The following is an 18,684-nucleotide window of genomic DNA, read 5'->3' as shown; positions in this document are numbered from 1 at the left end:
CAACGCGGCGCTCCATTTCACTAAAAAATCCAAACGTTGATTCGTAGTCTGGGATTTAAATCAACGTTCGGATTTTTCTTTGCCTTAATTAATGTCTATTCTTACAATGTCCAGTGTGCTTCAGAGGCCGTTCTTTAAATAGTTTAAACGTGCAGGTAAGTATCAATGTCTTCTTTTGCAAGGTGGTTGCCGACGAAGAATTCTCCAAACTCGCCATAGAGGGCACTCACTTCGTCAAAGCGCATTTCGTAGACGATTTTTTTCAACTGCAGGGGGTCATGGGCAAACAGGGTGACGCCCCACTCCCAGTCATCAAAGCCGAATGACCCGGTAATGATCTGCTTTACTTCGCCGGCGTATTGGCGGCCGGTTTTCGAATGTTCATAAAGCAGTTTGGCCCGTTCCTTGAAATCAAGTGCGTACCAGTTTTCCTCACCCTTGCGCCGTTTGTCCATCGGGTAAAACGATACATGTTCCCATTTCGGCAATATCGGGTAGAGTCGTTCCCGTGTCTTTGGATCATCCGCAGAAGCTCTGCCGCTGTATTGTGAAATCTCTACAACAGAGACATAGGAATGTGCCGGACGCAGGAACTCCGCAAATTTTGATTTATTGAATTCCGTTTCAATATCCGTCAGCTCATTCATCGTTGGCCGCAAAAACATGAACATGATGTCAGCTTTCTGGCCGACGATTTTATAGAGAACATGACTGCCGTTTTCTGCTGCTTCGACTTCTTCCCATTTCGCCAGGAGGTTTTTGAATTCATCAATTGCTTTTTGGCGTTCGTGTGAGTCTGCCATTTTCCATGACGTCCAGTCGATCGTCCGCATGTCATGCAGGCAATACCAGCCATCCAATGTTTTAACTGCTTCAGCTGCCATAAAAAAATCGCTCCTTTACTCGTTTACACTATTTACCCCGCCTTAACGGGCAGTAAAACCCCCACTGAATGAAGTTTCACTTTATCATCTGATTGTTTACCATGCATCTTGTCATCCGATCTTCAATTTCAAATGAAAATATGCCGAATCGTCAGGTTGTTTCCCATGTGTTTTAACTATATCATATTTAGGGTACGATAAGCATGAAAATAGGATGCTTGTCATGTTACTGTCAAAAATGAATGACAATCGGGTGTCATTTGTTTTCAGGATTAACTGTTTCACGATATGATAGGCTACAGGAGGTGCTTGTCATGAGTAATCTTTTTGAGCAAATAAAGGTTCGCTTAAAAAATACCACTAAAAAAATTGTTTTCCCCGAGGGGCGCGATGAACGTATATTGACAGCTGCCAGTCAGCTCGGTGCTGCGGGAATTGTGACACCGATATTGCTGGGTGACGAACACGAAATCAGGCAAAAGGCTGAATCTGCAGAGATTGATGTTTCGGCGTGCGAATTGTTGGATCCGCATAATTTTCCGGAATTTGATGCGATGGTTGACGCGTTTGTCGAACGGCGGAAAGGCAAAGTAACCACTGATCAGGCACGGCAGGCATTGCTGGATAAAAATTATTTCGGAACGATGCTTGTTTATTTGGATAAGGCGGACGGTCTTGTCAGTGGTGCGACACATTCAACCGCCGACACTGTACGACCGGCGCTGCAGATCATTAAAACGAAGGATGGTATTCAGAAAACATCCGGTGTATTTATCATGGTCCGCAACGATGAAAAGTATGTGTTCGCCGATTGCGCGATTAACATGAACCCAGACAGCCAGGACTTAGCCGAAATTGCGGCGGAAAGCGCCAATACTGCTGAACTGTTTGATGTTGATCCGCGGATTGCCATGCTCAGCTTTTCCACAAAAGGCTCAGCACAGTCGGAAGAAACCGAGAAAGTGGTCAATGCTTTGGAGCTCGCAAAGGAAAAAAATCCATCACTTATCATCGATGGCGAGTTTCAGTTTGACGCTGCATTTGTTCCGAGTGTGGCTAAGAAAAAAGCACCGGACTCTGAAATCAGAGGCGATGCAAACGTCTTTATTTTCCCAAGCCTTGAAGCGGGCAACATTGGATATAAAATCGCCCAGCGGCTGGGTGAGTTTGAAGCGGTCGGACCGATTTTGCAGGGCCTGAACAAACCGGTTAATGACCTGTCGCGCGGCTGCAGTGCTGAGGATGTTTATAACCTGGCGCTGATCACAGCAGCACAGGCGTAGTGAAGGAAGCGTGCAGCGTGGGGCTGTGCGCTTTGTTTATAGGTCAGCGTCTCGTGCCGGCGGGGTGGAACGACAGGTCAATCAAGTACACTTTTGGAAATTTGAGGGAGGAGATAGAAATGGCTGTTTTTGCACATGATGCTTTGAAAGGAGAGCACGTCCTGGTCACCGGCGCAACGGGCGGGATTGGCTCTGAAACCGCGAAAGTCCTTGCTGGAATGGGCGCATCTGTTACCCTGACAGGAAGACGCAAACATAAACTAAAGCAGCTGACCGCGGAAATTCATGAATCGACTCCTTTTGCTCATGTCTATACTTATGCGGCAGATCTCGGGAATGACGAGGAACGCCATGAACTTGTGCAAAGTGCTGAGAAGGCGTGCGGGCCGATTTCATTACTGGTCAACAATGCCGGGATCTCAGGTGGAGGACCTGTTGAACAGCTTGAACAAGATGATCTGGAACGGGTGATGCATGTGAATTACACATCAGCTGTCTTGTTGACCCAAGTGGTTTATCAGTCAATGAAGCAGCAGAAAAAAGGAGCCATTGTTAATGTAACATCACTGTCCGGCTTGCGCGGTACGTATGGCGGAACAGCATATGCTGGCTCAAAATTCGCCATGACTGGTTTCACCCATTCGCTGGCACTGGAAGCAATTGAGCATGGTATCCGGGTCAATGCCGTCAGCCCGGGATTTGTTGACACGGAAATGGGACGGGCTTCTGCTCAGAAAAAAGCGGAGCGGCAAAATCGTTCGCTTTCAGAAGTGGTGAAGGATTCGATTCCGTCGGGGCGCATGACAAAACCGGATGAGGTGGCCAACACCATCGCCTTTTTGCTAACAGATGCAGCGGCGAACATTGTGGGCGAATCCGTGAAAATATCCGGGGGAAGTGTTTTAAGGTGAAGATAAGGTTATTGAAACAGCGATGAAAGGTAATCTGGATAACTACCTTTCCAATAATTCCGGGTACGTATATTGGGGAAAAGTAAAGGATGGGGAGCGCATTGAGCATGATGAAGAGGCCAAAGAAAACAGCAACGCCAAACCGAACCCATGGCGTGGCATTTCCATTTTCTTTGTGTTTTGACGGGTCAACACTTCTGCTCCTAACCTCTGACTTCTGAAAGACTTTTTTTCACAAAGTCTTGCTTTACAAGGTATTAACAGTTATAATACCTTGTATACCTTGCAATACAAGACATACAAGTGAGGTGAGATACCTTTGTCCACAACGCAGATGATGAAAGGGATTCTGGATGGCTGCTTACTGGCAATCATTAAGGATCGTGAAGTATATGGCTATGAGCTGGCTGAACAGCTGGAATTGTATGGCTTCGATGCGTTAAGTGAAGGGACGATTTATCCGCTCTTGCTAAGGATGCAGAAAGAGGAACTGGTAACATCCACCCGAAAAAAGTCAACGGCTGGACCGAAACGAAAGTACTATTCCCTGACTGCAAAAGGAGAACAGGAGCTGGAACATTTCATCGGGCGTTGGGAATACTTGCAGACGAACGTTAATCGGGTACTGAAACATGAAACAGCATCTGATGAATCTCAGGGGAGGGGTTGATAGTATGTATGCAGAAACCGAACTGTCCGCTAAAAGCAGAAAATTCCTGGAAGACTTGCGGGTATATTTATTTTCCAGTGGCAAGCATTCGGACGAAATTGACGAAATCGTCGAGGAATTGGAAGTTCATTTAATGGAGGCAGAGCAAAAGGGAAAATCAGTGGAAAAAATTGTCGGCCACTCGCCAAAGGCCTATATGGAACAGTTGTCAGATGAAATGCCTGCTGATTTCAAATCATGGTTTAAGTATATTGTAATCATCATCTTTGGCTCATTTTCTTTTACACTGGCTAATGATTTGATGGAGGGCCCGCTTTCCTATTCACTGCTTGAATTGGCAGGTCATGTTGTCATAGGTGGTATTTTTATAGTTGGTACTCTAACTGCGTTTAAGTATATCTCAGGAAATCAGCTTTCAAAGTGGAAAGAGATCGGTGTTTTGTCTGTATTGACACTTGTTCCAATCGGCTTTTTTGTCGGGTTGATTTATTTTAATCGGGCTGTTGAAACCCCCGTAATTCATTTCGGGGTGGCTGGTACTATTTTGACAGCAATGGCTATCGTCGTGTTCATTGTTGGCATCTCCTGGTGGGCGAAGACCTGGGTGCTGCCGATTATTTTAACACTATTGGTGCTGCCCGAATACTTGCTTGGACTGACTGCTTTAGATCAGCAAACGGTGCTGGTATTAAGTACATTGATCAGTTTTGGCGGAATTGGTATTTATCTTTTTATCGTCAATAGAGCGGAGAGGGCAGTGTAAAGGTGTTTTGAAAAAATCAAGTGCTTTCTGAACAATGTTGTTAAAATAAGCATCACCATTTATGAAAAATTGTACCATTTTGCCCTTTGAGTTTGTATTGTCCAAAGGGTGTTTTTATGGTAAAAATAATATAACAGAGTATTCCGAAGGGCGCGTGTGCGGAATAAATAATATTTGGGGAAGTTGAAATTTATACAATAAAAAACCGATTATCCGCAATAAGGGAACAGGTTTTGGTTATTGTCCGACAGTTAATCCTATTGAAATGCTTTAGCATCAATTCTTGCCCGCTCGCCGGTCATCTTAACCCATTTGTCGATCCAGTCGTCTTTTCGTTTGGATTCATGGTTTTGTTGGTCTAACATAAGAATCACCGCCTTTATTTAATTACATCAGATTGCTGGTTTAATTATAATATTTATTGGAGTTGGCTGAGAGGGATCTTTCAATTAATACAAGCCTTTGAAATGATTTTTTTCTCAATACCAACCAATATCGGAAAACACTGTACCGCAATACGATCGGGCGCACTTCTGGAAATAAGAATTGGCGCCTGTTCCGTATACATAATAGCTATACTTATTGTGAAAATGTGAAAATGAAGAGAACTCAAAAGGATTGTAATTAAGTTAAAAAGTAAAAAGAATGATTAGATGGAAGAAAAATAAAACCATTTTGATGTTATTAAATAATAAAAAAGGTAGTGTACAATTGGATTAGCGTTATATTAAACATGAAAGGAAGAATTTCAAATGGCACGGCTTGAATTACAGTTGTATGATTATAACGAATGGGCAAATGGACAAATTTTTAATCGAATCAAAGAGCTTCCAAAGGATGTTTATCGTAAAGAAATCCAAAGTGTATTTTCCTCGATATCTCGTGTTTTAGCCCATGTTTATCTTTCTGATCTCGGTTGGATAGAGGTCTTTTCTGGTAAGGATATGGAGCATGCTTTGATGTTACAAGAGCAATTAAAAGAGGAAACAGAGTCAAAGGAATTAGAGGAAATGGAAGCGATGTTTCTTAAACTATCAGAACGATATAAGTTGTTGTTTAGCCAATTGGAGGATTCAGATAAACCCCTCGTTATTAAGAATCCGAACGGTGACCTCATGGAAACGAGTGTATTTGAGCAAGTCCCCCATGTTGTTAACCATGGAACCTATCACCGTGGTAACATCACAGCTATGTTAAGACAGTTGGGTTATGCTTCTGTGCCAACAGATTACGGTCTTTACCAATATTTAAAACAATACCAGCTAATATAAGTTTAGATTGTTCCGGAAACGAGCGCATTTTCGGAATAAAGTAAGGTACCCACATTGCCATTGCAGGGCCATTTTGTTGAATAACACCGCATATAAACGTAAAAACCTTTTGACATTTATATGCGGTGTTATTATAATGATAAATGTAAAATGTTTTTTACATTTAGAGGTGTGTAAAATGGAAAATAACATTAGGCAAATTAGGAAAGGAATGAAAATTTCTCAAGAGGAACTTGCACAAAGGTGTAATGTTACCAGGCAAACCATTAATGCTATTGAAAATAATAAATATGACCCCACTTTAAGTTTAGCATTTACATTGTCAAAAAACCTTTATACTACAGTGGATCACTTATTTATTTTTGAGGAGGGAGATTAGTGAAATTAAGTAAGCCAGATGAAATGGAGCAAAGTCATAATTTAAAAGCTGGAAGAAATGGCTTTATGTTTTATTCATTAGCATTATTAATATGGGCCATTTATGATTTTATAGCTACTGGTGAAATGGGCTGGCAAATGACAATTCTTTTACTGGGAACAGGAATATTTTGGTGGTCAAGAGTAGTTTTGTACAAGAGAACCGAAACAGAAGGGAAAACAAAAACGCCATCAAATGCAATATTGTGGACACTCTTTTATCTCGTTGTTCTTCTGTCTATTATTGGCATAATTAAATACTTTTCTTAACGATCTGGATAGTTCATCAACACCAGCTAATAGCAGAACATAGTTTATTCAATCATCGGGCGCATTCGCGGAATAAAAAAATGCGTCCACTACTGCTTTTTAGGGCCATTTAACGGAAAGCATGCGCTGCCATTGTTTTTGAATGGCGCCTTAATTATTCGCCCCGATTCCTCGCATCTGCCTCATCCCGCTTGCCGTCCGCATCAACAGTACCATCACTGCATTCCGGCTACATCTTCGTTCCGCTTCACCATCTGCGCATACCGCTTCGCAAATTGTACGAGCTCGTCATCTGAAAAGTCGTCCGTGACAATCTGCTCGCTTACATCTTCCAGTGCAGCGAGCACCCGCTGTTTCATTGCCTCAACGGTTAATTCTATACCGAGCAGTTCCGACAGCGAGGCCATCACATCTGGCTCCACATCGGGATAATTAAATTTAGTTTCCACGCCTTTTCGCGCTGCATCGTAAAAATCCCGTACTAGTTGCGCGCGCTCCTGGCCTTTTCCTTCGACGTCCATATAAATCTGAATCGCTGCCCCGTCCCTCACTCGCCGCTGTGAGATGCCGGCAAATTTTCGTCCACCGATGCTCAAGTCATAATCACCGGGGCAATACGAGCCGACAATTTCATATGCCTCTATCCCATCCGTGAGGTCGTGCAGTGTATATCGGATAAAGCTCACCATCGCCTCATAGCAGTCATAAATGGAAACCCCCCGAACATCAGGCAGGACGAGTGATATGTTCAAAACCCCGTCATCCAGTGCAACCGCCAGTCCGCCGGAATTCCGGACGACCGCTTGATACCCGCGTTCTGACAAAAGCCTGACACCTTCCGCTAAATACGGCAGCCTTGTATCGGGAATGCCAAGCACAACCGTGTCGGAATGCACCCAGAGACGCACTGCCGGGTCAGTGCCACTCACAAATAGCGCGAGCACGTCGTCAACGGCAAACGATGTTAGAGCCGTATTGGGTTTTCCGTGAAAAAATTTTTTTCTTGTGTGATCGAGATAACGAAACTGCCTGTGTGAAACGACATCTTCCCAATTTTTCATAAGCTGGCTCCTTTGATTAAACCTTTTATCATCCGGGTAACTATTATATAATATATGATAACATTGTCGAACAGAAACGGGTTGAAATCATTGCCATATAAAGACAAACAATTACACGAGGAAAAAGTCTTCAAAGATCCGGTGCACCGCTATGTCCATGTTCAAGACCGGGTGATCTGGGATTTGATCGCCACACCAGAGTTTCAGCGGCTGCGACGGATTAAGCAGCTTGGCACATCATACCTGACATTTCACGGCGCTGAGCACAGCCGTTTCAGTCATTCGCTGGGGGTTTATGAAATTGTCCGGCGTATCATCGGCAATTTTGAAAACCGCGATGACTGGAACAATGATGAGCGATTGCTATGTCTGTGTGCTGCACTTTTGCATGACCTGGGGCATGGGCCGTTTTCCCATTCGTTTGAAAAAGTCTTCAAACTGGACCATGAACATTTCACGCAACAGATTATTCTTGGTGAAACAACCATACATACGATTCTCGAACGGGTGGAGCCGGGCTTTTCCCAAAAAGTTGCTGATGTGATTGACAAGACGTACGAGGACAAGCTTGTCGTCAGCCTCATCTCCAGCCAGATCGATGCCGATCGGATGGACTATTTGCAGCGTGATGCTTATTTCACGGGTGTCAGCTATGGCCATTTCGATATGGAGCGGATCTTAAGGGTGATGCGGCCGTTGGAGGACCAACTCGTCATTAAATCAAGCGGCATGCACGCGGTTGAAGACTATATCATGAGCCGCTATCAGATGTACTGGCAGGTTTATTTTCACCCGGTCACGAGAAGTGCTGAGGTGATCTTGTCCAAGATTCTGCATCGGGCTAAGTATTTGTTTGAAACCAACTATACATTCAAATTGCAACCATTTCATTTTATTTCATTTTTTAATGAGAATGTTGGACTTAGCGATTACTTAAAACTGGATGAATCAATTGTTTTCTATTATTTTCAGCTGTGGCAGGAAGAAGACGATGCTATATTAAAAGATCTGTGCGAACGTTTCATCAACCGCCGGCTTTTTAAATATATTGAATTTAATCCAAACCAGCAGATGAATGAATGGATGGAACTCTATAAACTGTTTCAGGAGGCAGGCATCAATCCGGACTATTATTTGGAAGTCGATTCATCATCAGACTTGCCATATGACTTTTACCGCCCGGGCGAGGATGACGAACGCTTGCCGATTAATCTGTTGATGCCGGACGGGAGCCTGAAGGAGCTTTCCCGCAACTCGGACATTGTCGAATCCATTTCGGGAAAAAAGCGCACAGATCATAAGCTGTATTTTCCGGCTGACTTTTTGAAAAGACTCAGCGATGATATCCCAGTGAAGCAACGGATTATGGACTTATTGAATTTTGAACAACCCCTGGAAGGAGAGGGAGAACATGCTGACTAACCATGCCAGATTAATGCAGTTTTTTGCTGCTGCCAATGAGATAACCGGACGGAAAAAACTGCAGAAAATGATCTATATCCTGCAACATTGTAATATGCCATTTGAAGAGAAATACGAATTTCATTTCTATGGACCTTATTCAGAAGAACTTTCATTGAGAGTTGAGGAGCTGTGCAATCTCGGGTTCATTACCGAGGAAAAGGAAACAAAAAGCAATTATGTGCAATACCATTACCAGATTACTGGTGACGGGGTCGATTTTCTGAATCAATTCCATATGGACATGCCGGATATGACGGAACACATTACCCTCCTGCAGCGCAAAAGTTCACGTTTTCTTGAGCTGGTATCAACGATGTATTATTTTGACGGGCTGCCAGAAGACGATATAGTGCGAAAAATACATACCGTCAAGCCGAAGCAAAAGTATACGGACTGGGAAATCGACGAAGCATTCCGATTCATCAGGGAGATTAACCCGGTTCAGTAACCATTGAATGAAAAATGTTTCTGGGATATGCTACAATTGGAATCAATAACCATTCAGGAGGGTTTTTGAAATGTCAGATCAATCTTCCAATCAAAAGAAGACGAACCAATTTACCATTATAAAAGACGATCCGAACGACGGGCATGACGGCTATGGCATCGGATCGATCAGTCTTGAAAATATGTCATCTGTTATTATCGATCCGAATGAGGACCGTGCCTTTGTCGATATGGGGGCGATGCATGCGCGCAGTGAGGTTGAACGCCGCGTGAAGTTCCAAAATGACCCGGACGTTGTCAAAGACGGCAAATCGTACTGGATCGTCTGGGTGACAGTGGAAAAAGGTGAAATTGGCCCATACTTTGCCGGTGTGGCAGGCAGCGAAATTGTAGTCGACCGGAAAATTAAGCGGGCATACAAGTCTATGCCTGAGCATGTCAAACATATGGAGAAATCCTTGAAAGGGAATATTATGGTTGAACATATGGATAATCATTCCAAACAATTGCTGCGGGATTTCCTTGCTGATTTTGAAGGCGGCGACATGTGGAAGAATTCGACTGATGAGCTAAAAAACGCTCTGGCTGCATAATGGGCGATTGTTCATCATTCGTTTGGAATTCGTGAACATTTTATGACGGATTTATGAACAATCGCTGAACAACTTGTATCTTAATCCACAAATTTGTAGAATATGTATACATGGGCTAACTCATGTATTACTAGGACACAAAAGGAGCTGACTCTTTCACGGAGAGTCAGCTCTTTTTGCTGTGGCAAATTTTTACGTTCTTCAGTCATTACATTTCTCTTATGTCAAAAATCAACCTATCATGTCGAGGAAATAGTCTTTATGTACTATAGTATTTCTCTTAGGTCTATGATAAATTTATAATAAAATGTTATAAGTATGAAAATTCATTAAAAAACTATGGAGATGGAATAAGGGGACTCGCTGGGAAGCTATTGATATTTTCTTTAACTAACTAATTGAAGTGGGGAACAGCATTTTGTTCTCCACTTCAATTGTAAAACATGTTAAAGCAGGTGCCATCATGAGATTATATCAAACAGTTTCTCAAATAAGCTATTGTCTTCCTTATCTGATTGTTTTTCGTTGTCCTCAATTTGCGGTTTGTCACCCGGCATATGCACCGTACAGTGTTCCTCGGGTTCGGTCCCTTTTTTAAAATACATAATCCGGCTTGTGTCACAGTAAGGGGTCGCTCGTTTGCCGCTCTCGGGGTCGATGGCAACGCCGACAACCCCGGGCGGTGCTTCAAACTGTTGCATGCGGGCACCTTCATGGGCATCTTCCATAAATGACGCCCATATATTTTTCGCCAATGTCTCTTCAGCTGTTTTGGTAATCGGTGCGTTATTGTCATAGCCAGTCCAAATGCCGGTGACAAGTTGTGGGCTGTAGCCGATCATCCAGCTGTCGGTGTTGGTGGTACCGGATTTCCCGGCATACGTTCGGCTGAGCTCATCAACAATCGTTGAACCGGTCACTGACATATAACCATCCAACGACCGATCAAACATCCCGGTCATCAATTGTGTTAAAACAAAGGCCGATTGCGGATCTAATACAGGCTCCTTTTCTTCCTGCTTCCTTTCAAATACCGTATTGCCATGCCTGTCAATGATTTTCGCTATCGTATGACCTTTGATATCGTAGCCGCCGTTCGCGAGCATCCCATAGCCGGTGACCATATTTTTCAGTGTTACCGACGCGGTTCCGAGTGCGAGAGACGGGACAGCTGGCAGATCACTTTCAATTCCAAACTTTTCAGCTGTGTTGACCAGTTGTTCCGGCCCGACAGACAAATTGGTTTTAACGGCATACACGTTATCGGACAGCGCCAACGCTTGAGCGAGCGTGATTGGTTCGTTTGCGTAATACCCGTTGTAGTTGCTCGGCTGATAGACTTCACCGTCCTCAAGTTTGAAAGCGGTCGGTTTGCTCATCAGCATGGTTGTCGGTGTATAGCCATTGTTTAGTGCCGTGTAATATAAAAATGGCTTGAAAGCGGATCCTGGCATGCGTTCGGCGTCAACTGCCCTGTTGAATGGACTTTTTGTATAATCCTTGCCGCCAATTAAAGCACGGATTCCCCCGGTGTCCGGATTCATGGCCATGGCACCAAGTTCAATGTCACTCCCGGGACGGATTTCACTCCCTGTATTTTCCTTCAGCTGTTTTTGGAGCCGGGTATCGAGTGTCGTGTAAATTTTGTAGCCGCCGGAGCGGACTTTTTCGGCCTTAAGCTCCAAAATGTCTGCTGCCTCTTTCAATGCTGAATCCTGAAAATAAGGAGCGACGGATATTTTTTCCCGTTCTGTCGGTTTGGTGAAGGCTAAATTCTCTCTGATAGCCAGGAAATGCTCCTGTTCCGTTATCCGGTCATTATCCAGCATTAATCCCAAAATCTGCTGCTGACGGTTCTTCGCATTTTCCCGGTGATTGAACGGTGAATAGTACGACGGCCCTTTCGGAATGGCAGCAAGCATGGCGGACTCCGCTAATGAAAGGTCACTCGCAGATTTATCAAAAAAGTGCCGACTAGCTGCTTCTACGCCGTATGCGCCATGTCCGTAGTAAATGGTATTCAAATAACCTTCGAGCAGCTCGTCTTTCGAGTAGTACATTTCCAATCTTACTGTATAAAATGCTTCTTTCAGTTTGCGCAGCCATGTTTTTTCATGGGATAAAAACAGATTTCGGGCATATTGTTGGGTCAGGGTACTTGCTCCCTCTTGAAGTGACAGACTTTTTATATCGGATAAGACAGCACCAGCTATACGCTGCAAATCAAACCCATTATGCTCATAAAAATACTGATCCTCTATTGCCAGAGTTGCCGCAATCAATTGTGGCGACATATCCTCCAGATCGACCCAGTATCGGTTTTCCGCACCACTTTCTTCACCAATCTTTTCCCCGTCACTGCTGTAATAAATCGTGTTTTGATCATTGGTGAGCTGAGGCGGCCCCAATAGAAAACTGACAAAATAGACCCCAATCAGGAGAAACAGCCCGAATGCCAATATCCCGAATGGTATGAGATAAAACAGCCGGTATTTTTTTCCGTTTAAACGCAAAAATGTATCCATATCATTTAGCCCCGTTTATGCGACGTCTTCGTTAGTTTCATTATGGGAAAAAACAGGCGGAATTAAACCCGGGGTAAATGCACTCAATAATAAAAAGCACCTGGATAGATTGAACACATCCAGGCGGGTTGTTTCAGTATATCCACAAAATCATAAAGTAAAATGCCTACTTTTCTTCTTTTCATCTAAAATTCTCTCCGTATGACTCATATGTTAAAAATAAATAAACATTTCCCAATGATGATTGAGAAATTTAATCAAACTTTATTCCAAATGATCGATCTTTATTATGAATTATTAAATTTTATTTCTTAGCCAACATTATGAAGTACTTGTCGGGTGAACGTTTTAAAGTCATCGATGTGATCGTTAACAATTTTTTTCAAGATATCATGATCAATATCCTGGTAGCTATGGACTGCGATATTTCGGAATCCGACCATCGCTTTCATGCGTGCAGCAGTGGATCCACTAATAACCCCGGTATCTTGAAGCAGATCAAATGCTTCCCGGCTTTTTTGCGGCAGTCCAAGCTTTTTTTCAGCAACAATGTGCATCGACAGGTCGATTGCTGCTTCACAAGCTCGCTGAATATTTAGGGTAATACTATCCAGCTTTGTGAAGTCATCAAGGCTGGCCGGGTCGTTATCATAAACTTCTTCAATTCGACGGACACATCGCTCTATGATACTCACTTTGTCTAAAATAACGTCATTCGTCATAAATCGAACCTCTTTCACGGATTTTGTCCAAAATAACCTGTCTTTCTTCGTTCAGTCTGGCGTACATACTCATGACGGTCATTTGTACTTTTGCCCTAAGAATGTCATCTTTTGAATAAATGACACGGCCGGTGGAAAAGATTTGTGCCTGGAAAACAGTGGTGGCTTCACGGATATTGACAAGGTCAACGTCCATATTCAGCTCGGCAGCAAGTTCCTGTGCCAGCATAAACGTTTCATATGCGGAGGGTGCGTTGTTTTTACAATAAAAGGCAAGATCAATATCACTTTCACGATGCTCAGTTCCCTTAGCTTGTGAGCCGAATAAGATAAGAAAGACCGGATCAAGCTTTGGAACGAGAAAATCTTTTGCTATTTCGATTTTTCCGTCGTGCATAGGAATACCTCCCATGTTAAAGTATGACCATTATATCAATAATTTGACCGTAAGTTTAGGGATTTGACTATTTTAAAAAAGCTTATCAGTCTTTGAATTGAAATGAACCCGCATTTACGGCTATAATAGGTAATCATATCAGCAGGAGCGATTTTGATGGAAGGGAATTCGAAACAAGTTGCACTCGAACTTAAGACAGTCATTGATGATAACGGCCTGAAGGAAAACCATACGGTCAAGGAAACAGGACATCTCTATCAAAAAGCGAACATGGATGTACTGACGTATCATGAAACGACCGAAGATGGTTCGGTGATCAGCAATATGATGACAATCCATACAGGAAAAGTGAGTGTGAAACGCACGGGAGCGGTCCGGATGCAACAAACATTCCGCGAGCAAAAAATATCGGAAAACGTGTTCCAGCATCCGCACGGGAATATACATATGGAAACATTTACAGAAGCGATTAACTACAAAAAGCTAACGGAAGAGCAGCATGGATCGCTGAGGATTGACTATACTGTCAGGCTGAACGGACAGGATGAACGCAGCCACCAATTGACGCTAATGATTCGACCTAAGGAGGATTTTCAATGAGCAATATATTATCCCAAACAGAAGATACACTTAAACAGGAGATTGCGGCTGCCGTCCTGAAAGCAGAACTGGCCGGGGAGGACGAACTGCCGGAAGTCATTCTCGAAAAACCAAAAGAGAAAGCGCACGGTGATTTCGCAACGAATATTGCCATGCAGCTGGCTCGGATCGCCAAAAAGGCACCGCGCCACATCGCAGACGATATTACGGCAAATTTCGATGCGTCAAAAGCTTCCGTTGACAAGATGGAAATTGCTGGTCCTGGGTTCATTAATTTTTTCATGAAAAATGACTTTCTCGGCGGGTTGATTCCGACGATTTTGGACGCTGGTGATGTCTATGGCCGGACAGATTTCGGGAAAGGTCAAAGCGTCCAGGTGGAATTTGTTTCAGTCAATCCGACAGGCGATCTGCATCTGGGCCATGCCCGCGGTGCAGCTTATGGTGATGTGTTCTGCAATGTCCTGAAAGCGGCGGGCTATGAGGTGCAGCGTGAATATTACATTAACGATGCCGGTAATCAAATTGATAAATTAGCACTATCGGTTGAAACCCGTTATTTGGAGGCACTGGGCTATGAAGCCGATATGCCTGAGGATGGCTACCGCGGTGATGATATTGTCAGTATCGGGAAAACACTGGCTGATGAATACGGCGAGAAATGGGTCAATACGGACAGACAGGAGCGACTGGCATTTTTCAAGGAATACGGTCTGCACATTGAACTCGACAATTTGAAAAAAGACCTGGCCGATTTTCGCGTTCAATTTGACAACTGGTTTTCCGAACAGTCCTTGTATGATAACGACAAAGTGACAGAAGCCGTTCAGACATTGCGCGATGGCGGTTATGTCTATGAGAGTGATGGTGCGACATGGTTCCGCTCAACCGATTTCGGTGATGATAAAGACCGTGTACTCATCAAGCAGGATGGTCATTATACGTACCTGACCCCGGATATTGCGTATCATAAAGACAAGCTTGAACGCGGATTTGATCAAATCATCAACGTATGGGGATCTGACCACCATGGCTACATTTCCCGGATGCGTGCAGCGATTCAGGCCCTTGGCTACCCGGCTGAAAAATTTGACGTAAAAATCATTCAAACAGTTAACTTGTTTGAAGGGGGCGAAAAGGTGCGCATGAGTAAGCGAACCGGTAATGCTGTAGCGTTGCGCGACTTGATGGAGGAAGTCGGAGTTGACGCCACCCGTTACTTCTTTGTCATGCGCTCGAACGACACTCAGTTTGATTTCAATCTGGATTTAGCCCGTTCCCAATCAAATGACAATCCGATTTATTATGTTCAGTACGCTCACGCCCGGATCTGCACGATGCTGAAACAGGCTGAAACGAAAGGATTTGCTGTTGAAGGCACATTTAACGGAGATCTGTTAACAGCTGAGAAAGAAACAGATCTATTGAAAAAATTGGGCGAATTCCCGCAGACCGTTGCTGAATCCGCTGAAAAACATGCCCCGCATAAAGTGACACAATATGTTTTTGACCTGGCTTCGCTGCTGCATAGCTTCTATAATGCGGAAAAAGTGCTTGATTCGGATAATCCAGAATTGACTAAAGCCCGTATCGCGCTAATGAAAGCCGTGCGGACCACGATCGCCAATGGTCTCAGGCTGCTCGGCATCAGTGCGCCGGTGAAAATGTAAGGATAAACCGTGCAGGGGATCAGGTGCCTCTGCACGGTTTTTGTTATACATACTCGGATGAAGTGTTTTGTTTTAAGCGCGTACTTGATATTGATGAGACGTAACTCACCACATCAAACTGCACGACAAAATAATTATCTACCCAATACCTGGTCTCCAAAGGTTATACAAAAATCCTTATAGCACTTTAAAACCGGAAAACGCAGCTGGAACACAAACAATGATGTCCTCGCATGTTACCCCCCCTTTTTCACTCCTATAATCGAAAGAATTTCCTGAAAGGGGGCAAAAAATGTATAAAAAGTAATGCCCCCTTTTTGCCGTTTAGTCTCGATTATAGGGGTGAGCCGTATTTCTTAATTTGCCATAAATCTATTGACTGAATGCTCATTCATCATATAAAGTAATGGTAACAACATTAAATAACGTGCTTGCATCTTTTAGTCTGATTAGCGGACAGCCTCCCACCCCGATGCTGCATATTTTGCCTTGTTCCACAATATTAGTGGGTAAAGATCGCAGGATGTATTTTATTTTCAAAATAATGCAATCGCTAACATTTTCCGTTATACTAAACTCAAGGGGGAAGCGAATGATGAACACATTGTTATTGATCAACTGGCTGGCATTTATCGCAATTGTCGCCTATGGCATATACTTATTCGCCAAAGTCGTCGCCACGCGGGTTTCCTACATAAAACTGGGGAAAAAATCCGAGTTTGACCGTGACTTTAAAGAGCGGTTCCGCCGCATCGGCAAAATTGTGTTTGGCCAGTCCAAGCTGCTAAAGGATAAGAAATCCGGCACAATTCATGTCATGATGTTCTATGGCTTTTTACTCGTACAGTTTGGTGCGATTGACATGTTTGTGAAAGGGCTGGCACCGGGCAATCATTTGCCGTTCGGGATATTTTATCCGGGATTCACATTTTTCCAGGAACTTGTGACGTTAATGATTCTGGTGGCAGTTGTGTGGGCGTTCTACCGCCGCTATATTGAAAAGCTTGTTCGTTTGAAGCGGGGGTTTAAAGCAGGGCTTGTCCTGTTGTTCATTGGGACATTGATGCTTTCTGTGCTGTTTGGAAATGGGATGACCATTGTCTGGCACGGCGGGGCCTTAACCTGGACAGAACCGGTTGCCAGTTTAATAGCGGCCGCGTTCAGCTGGCTGCCGCAAACAGCAGCTGCCGTTCTGTTCTATGTATTCTGGTGGATTCACACGGTAACGATTCTGGCATTCTTGGTTTATGTACCACAATCCAAACACGCACACTTAATCGCCGCACCTGTCAACGTGTTTTTGAGTAAGCGTGTGCCAGGCAAACTGAAGCCGATCGATTTTGATATTGATGAGGAAGAAAATGAAGAGGACATTTCATTTGGTGTCGGCAAAGTGGAAGACTTCGAACAGCACCAGATGATTGACTTTTACGCGTGTGTCGAATGCGGGCGCTGTACTGACGTCTGCCCAGCTTCAGGCACCGGCAAAATGCTGTCGCCAATGGATATTATGATCAAAGTACGGGATCATTTAACGGAAAAAGGCGCGGCCGTTACAGGGAAGTCAGCCTGGGTCCCGGAATATGCCTTTTCCAATACAAAAGGCAATTTGGCAGCACGAGGTGCAAACGAAGCAGCTGCCGGTATGGAAAACGTCAGCCTGATCGGTGATGTGATTACCCAGGAGGAGCTTGCAGGCTGCACGACTTGCCGCAATTGTGAAGATGCCTGCCCGGTCAATAACGAACACGTTGGCACGATTATTGATATGCGCCGCTATCTGGTGATGACAGAAGGGAAAATGGATCCGGATGCCCAGCGTGCGGTTATGAACATCGAACGACAGGGCAACCCATGGGGCCTTTCCAAAAAAGACCGCATCAAATGGCGTGAACAGGATGAAGATGCTTATATTCCAACCGTCAAAGAACTGAAAAAAGAAGATAAAGATTTCGAATACCTTTTCTGGGTCAGTTCAATGGGATCCTTTGACAACCGCAGTCAAAAAATCGCCCTTGCATTTGCCAAATTGATGAATCAGGCAGGCATCAGCTTTGCCATCCTTGGGAATAAAGAACAAAATTCCGGTGACACAGCGCGTCGCATTGGGAATGAGTTTTTATTTCAGGAAATCGCCGAGAAAAATATCAAAGAATTTGAAAAACATGACGTGAAGAAGATTGTGACGATTGATCCGCATGCCTATAACATTTTTAAAAATGAATACCCTGATTTCGGGTTTGAAGCGGAAGTTTATCACCATACACAACTGCTGTATGATTTCGTGATGAACGGTAAGTTGAAACCGCAGCGCGAAATTAATCAGCGCCTGACCTATCATGATTCCTGTTACCTGGGACGATACAATGGTGTTTATGATCCGCCGAGGGAGATACTGAAATCGATTCCGGGGCTCGATCTGGTCGAGATGGACCGGAGCAGGGAAAACGGCATGTGCTGTGGTGCTGGCGGTGGTCTGATGTGGACGGAAGACACGACCGGGAATCGGATTAACGTGGCCCGCACCGAACAGGCAATGGAGACGGAATCAACCATGATTTCCAGTGCATGTCCATTTTGCCTGACGATGCTGAGTGACGGCACGAAAGCGAAAGAAGTTGAAGAAGATATTAGCACCATGGATGTTGCTGAAATCCTGGCATTATCCGTATTGACAGAAGACGAACAGAAGACGGCTTAACTGAACTGAAGAGGGGCAGCCAGAAGCGCCCCTCT

General features: G+C 44.1%; 19 protein-coding genes. 14 read left to right on the top strand and 5 right to left on the bottom strand.

Features of this window, described 5'->3' with window-relative positions; all coding sequences use genetic code 11:
- Nucleotides 1–143 precede the first annotated feature (143 nt).
- Nucleotides 144–884, bottom strand: a complete 741-nt coding sequence (gene hemQ / locus E4U82_RS06985; protein WP_135109487.1) for a hydrogen peroxide-dependent heme synthase — start codon at nt 882–884, stop codon at nt 144–146.
- Nucleotides 885–1,198: 314 nt separating this feature from the next.
- On the opposite strand from hemQ, the gene pta reads away from it, so the two are divergent.
- The 8 genes from pta (at nt 1,199) to E4U82_RS20245 (ending at nt 6,469) form a co-directional block, all read left to right on the top strand.
- A complete protein-coding gene (gene pta / locus E4U82_RS06980; protein ID WP_135109486.1) occupies nt 1,199–2,167 on the top strand; it encodes a phosphate acetyltransferase in 969 nt (322 codons plus the stop codon).
- A gap of 119 nt (nt 2,168–2,286) precedes the next feature.
- Complete coding sequence (locus E4U82_RS06975) at nt 2,287–3,078, top strand: SDR family NAD(P)-dependent oxidoreductase (RefSeq protein WP_135109485.1); 792 nt, start codon at nt 2,287–2,289, stop codon at nt 3,076–3,078.
- Nucleotides 3,079–3,100: 22 nt separating this feature from the next.
- On the top strand, nt 3,101–3,262 hold the full coding sequence (locus E4U82_RS19820; protein ID WP_167751351.1) for a hypothetical protein: 162 nt from the start codon (nt 3,101–3,103) through the stop codon (nt 3,260–3,262).
- A 135-nt stretch (nt 3,263–3,397) separates the two neighbouring features.
- The gene (locus E4U82_RS06970; protein ID WP_209300543.1) at nt 3,398–3,748 is read left to right on the top strand and encodes a PadR family transcriptional regulator; all 351 of its coding nucleotides are present in this window, start codon (nt 3,398–3,400) and stop codon (nt 3,746–3,748) included.
- Nucleotides 3,749–3,752: 4 nt separating this feature from the next.
- Nucleotides 3,753–4,511 carry an HAAS domain-containing protein gene (locus E4U82_RS06965; protein WP_135109484.1) on the top strand — a complete coding sequence of 253 codons (759 nt, stop codon included), beginning with the start codon at nt 3,753–3,755 and terminating at the stop codon, nt 4,509–4,511.
- A 752-nt stretch (nt 4,512–5,263) separates the two neighbouring features.
- Nucleotides 5,264–5,782 carry a DinB family protein gene (locus E4U82_RS06960; protein WP_135109483.1) on the top strand — a complete coding sequence of 173 codons (519 nt, stop codon included), beginning with the start codon at nt 5,264–5,266 and terminating at the stop codon, nt 5,780–5,782.
- A 178-nt stretch (nt 5,783–5,960) separates the two neighbouring features.
- Nucleotides 5,961–6,161: a helix-turn-helix transcriptional regulator gene (locus E4U82_RS06955; RefSeq protein WP_135109482.1), complete on the top strand. Its 201-nt coding sequence runs from the start codon at nt 5,961–5,963 to the stop codon at nt 6,159–6,161.
- Entirely contained in the window at nt 6,161–6,469 is a 309-nt protein-coding gene (locus tag E4U82_RS20245; protein WP_245183530.1) for a hypothetical protein, read from the top strand. The genes E4U82_RS06955 and E4U82_RS20245 overlap by 1 nt, the downstream gene beginning before the upstream one ends.
- Nucleotides 6,470–6,684: 215 nt before the next feature.
- Here E4U82_RS20245 and E4U82_RS06945 read toward each other — a convergent pair whose 3' ends face one another.
- Nucleotides 6,685–7,530, bottom strand: a complete 846-nt coding sequence (locus E4U82_RS06945; protein ID WP_135109481.1) for a lipoate--protein ligase family protein — start codon at nt 7,528–7,530, stop codon at nt 6,685–6,687.
- A gap of 90 nt (nt 7,531–7,620) precedes the next feature.
- Between E4U82_RS06945 and E4U82_RS06940 the strand changes: the two genes are divergently transcribed.
- From E4U82_RS06940 to E4U82_RS06930, 3 genes are all read left to right on the top strand, one after another.
- Complete coding sequence (locus tag E4U82_RS06940) at nt 7,621–8,952, top strand: HD domain-containing protein (RefSeq protein ID WP_135109480.1); 1,332 nt, start codon at nt 7,621–7,623, stop codon at nt 8,950–8,952.
- Nucleotides 8,942–9,442: a YwgA family protein gene (locus E4U82_RS06935; RefSeq protein ID WP_135109479.1), complete on the top strand. Its 501-nt coding sequence runs from the start codon at nt 8,942–8,944 to the stop codon at nt 9,440–9,442. The genes E4U82_RS06940 and E4U82_RS06935 overlap by 11 nt, the downstream gene beginning before the upstream one ends.
- 70 nt (nt 9,443–9,512) lie before the next feature.
- Nucleotides 9,513–10,034 (top strand): YwhD family protein, encoded by a 522-nt coding sequence (locus tag E4U82_RS06930; protein ID WP_135109478.1) that lies wholly within the window; start codon nt 9,513–9,515, stop codon nt 10,032–10,034.
- 461 nt (nt 10,035–10,495) lie between these two features.
- Here the strand turns inward: E4U82_RS06930 and E4U82_RS06925 are convergent, their stop codons facing one another.
- The 3 genes from E4U82_RS06925 to mntA form a co-directional block, all read right to left on the bottom strand.
- Nucleotides 10,496–12,559: a transglycosylase domain-containing protein gene (locus E4U82_RS06925; protein ID WP_135109477.1), complete on the bottom strand. Its 2,064-nt coding sequence runs from the start codon at nt 12,557–12,559 to the stop codon at nt 10,496–10,498.
- A gap of 311 nt (nt 12,560–12,870) precedes the next feature.
- On the bottom strand, nt 12,871–13,281 hold the full coding sequence (gene hepT / locus E4U82_RS06920; RefSeq protein WP_135109476.1) for a type VII toxin-antitoxin system HepT family RNase toxin: 411 nt from the start codon (nt 13,279–13,281) through the stop codon (nt 12,871–12,873).
- On the bottom strand, nt 13,271–13,678 hold the full coding sequence (gene mntA / locus E4U82_RS06915) for a type VII toxin-antitoxin system MntA family adenylyltransferase antitoxin (RefSeq protein ID WP_135109474.1): 408 nt from the start codon (nt 13,676–13,678) through the stop codon (nt 13,271–13,273). Before mntA ends, hepT begins: the two co-directional genes overlap by 11 nt.
- Nucleotides 13,679–13,834: 156 nt before the next feature.
- On the opposite strand from mntA, the gene E4U82_RS06910 reads away from it, so the two are divergent.
- The 3 genes from E4U82_RS06910 (at nt 13,835) to E4U82_RS06900 (ending at nt 18,649) form a co-directional block, all read left to right on the top strand.
- Entirely contained in the window at nt 13,835–14,278 is a 444-nt protein-coding gene (locus tag E4U82_RS06910; RefSeq protein WP_135109472.1) for a YwiB family protein, read from the top strand.
- Nucleotides 14,275–15,948, top strand: coding sequence for an arginine--tRNA ligase (argS, locus tag E4U82_RS06905; protein WP_135109470.1), 1,674 nt, complete (start codon nt 14,275–14,277; stop codon nt 15,946–15,948). Before E4U82_RS06910 ends, argS begins: the two co-directional genes overlap by 4 nt.
- Before the next feature lie 595 nt (nt 15,949–16,543).
- Nucleotides 16,544–18,649: a (Fe-S)-binding protein gene (locus E4U82_RS06900; RefSeq protein WP_135109556.1), complete on the top strand. Its 2,106-nt coding sequence runs from the start codon at nt 16,544–16,546 to the stop codon at nt 18,647–18,649.
- Nucleotides 18,650–18,684: the final 35 nt, after the last annotated feature.

It is taken from the genome of Lentibacillus salicampi, assembly GCF_004565465.1.
Taxonomy (GTDB): domain Bacteria; phylum Bacillota; class Bacilli; order Bacillales; family Amphibacillaceae; genus Lentibacillus; species Lentibacillus salicampi.
The sequence above is the reverse complement of the archived record's forward strand: the minus strand, read 5'-3'. Positions and strand labels throughout refer to the sequence as shown.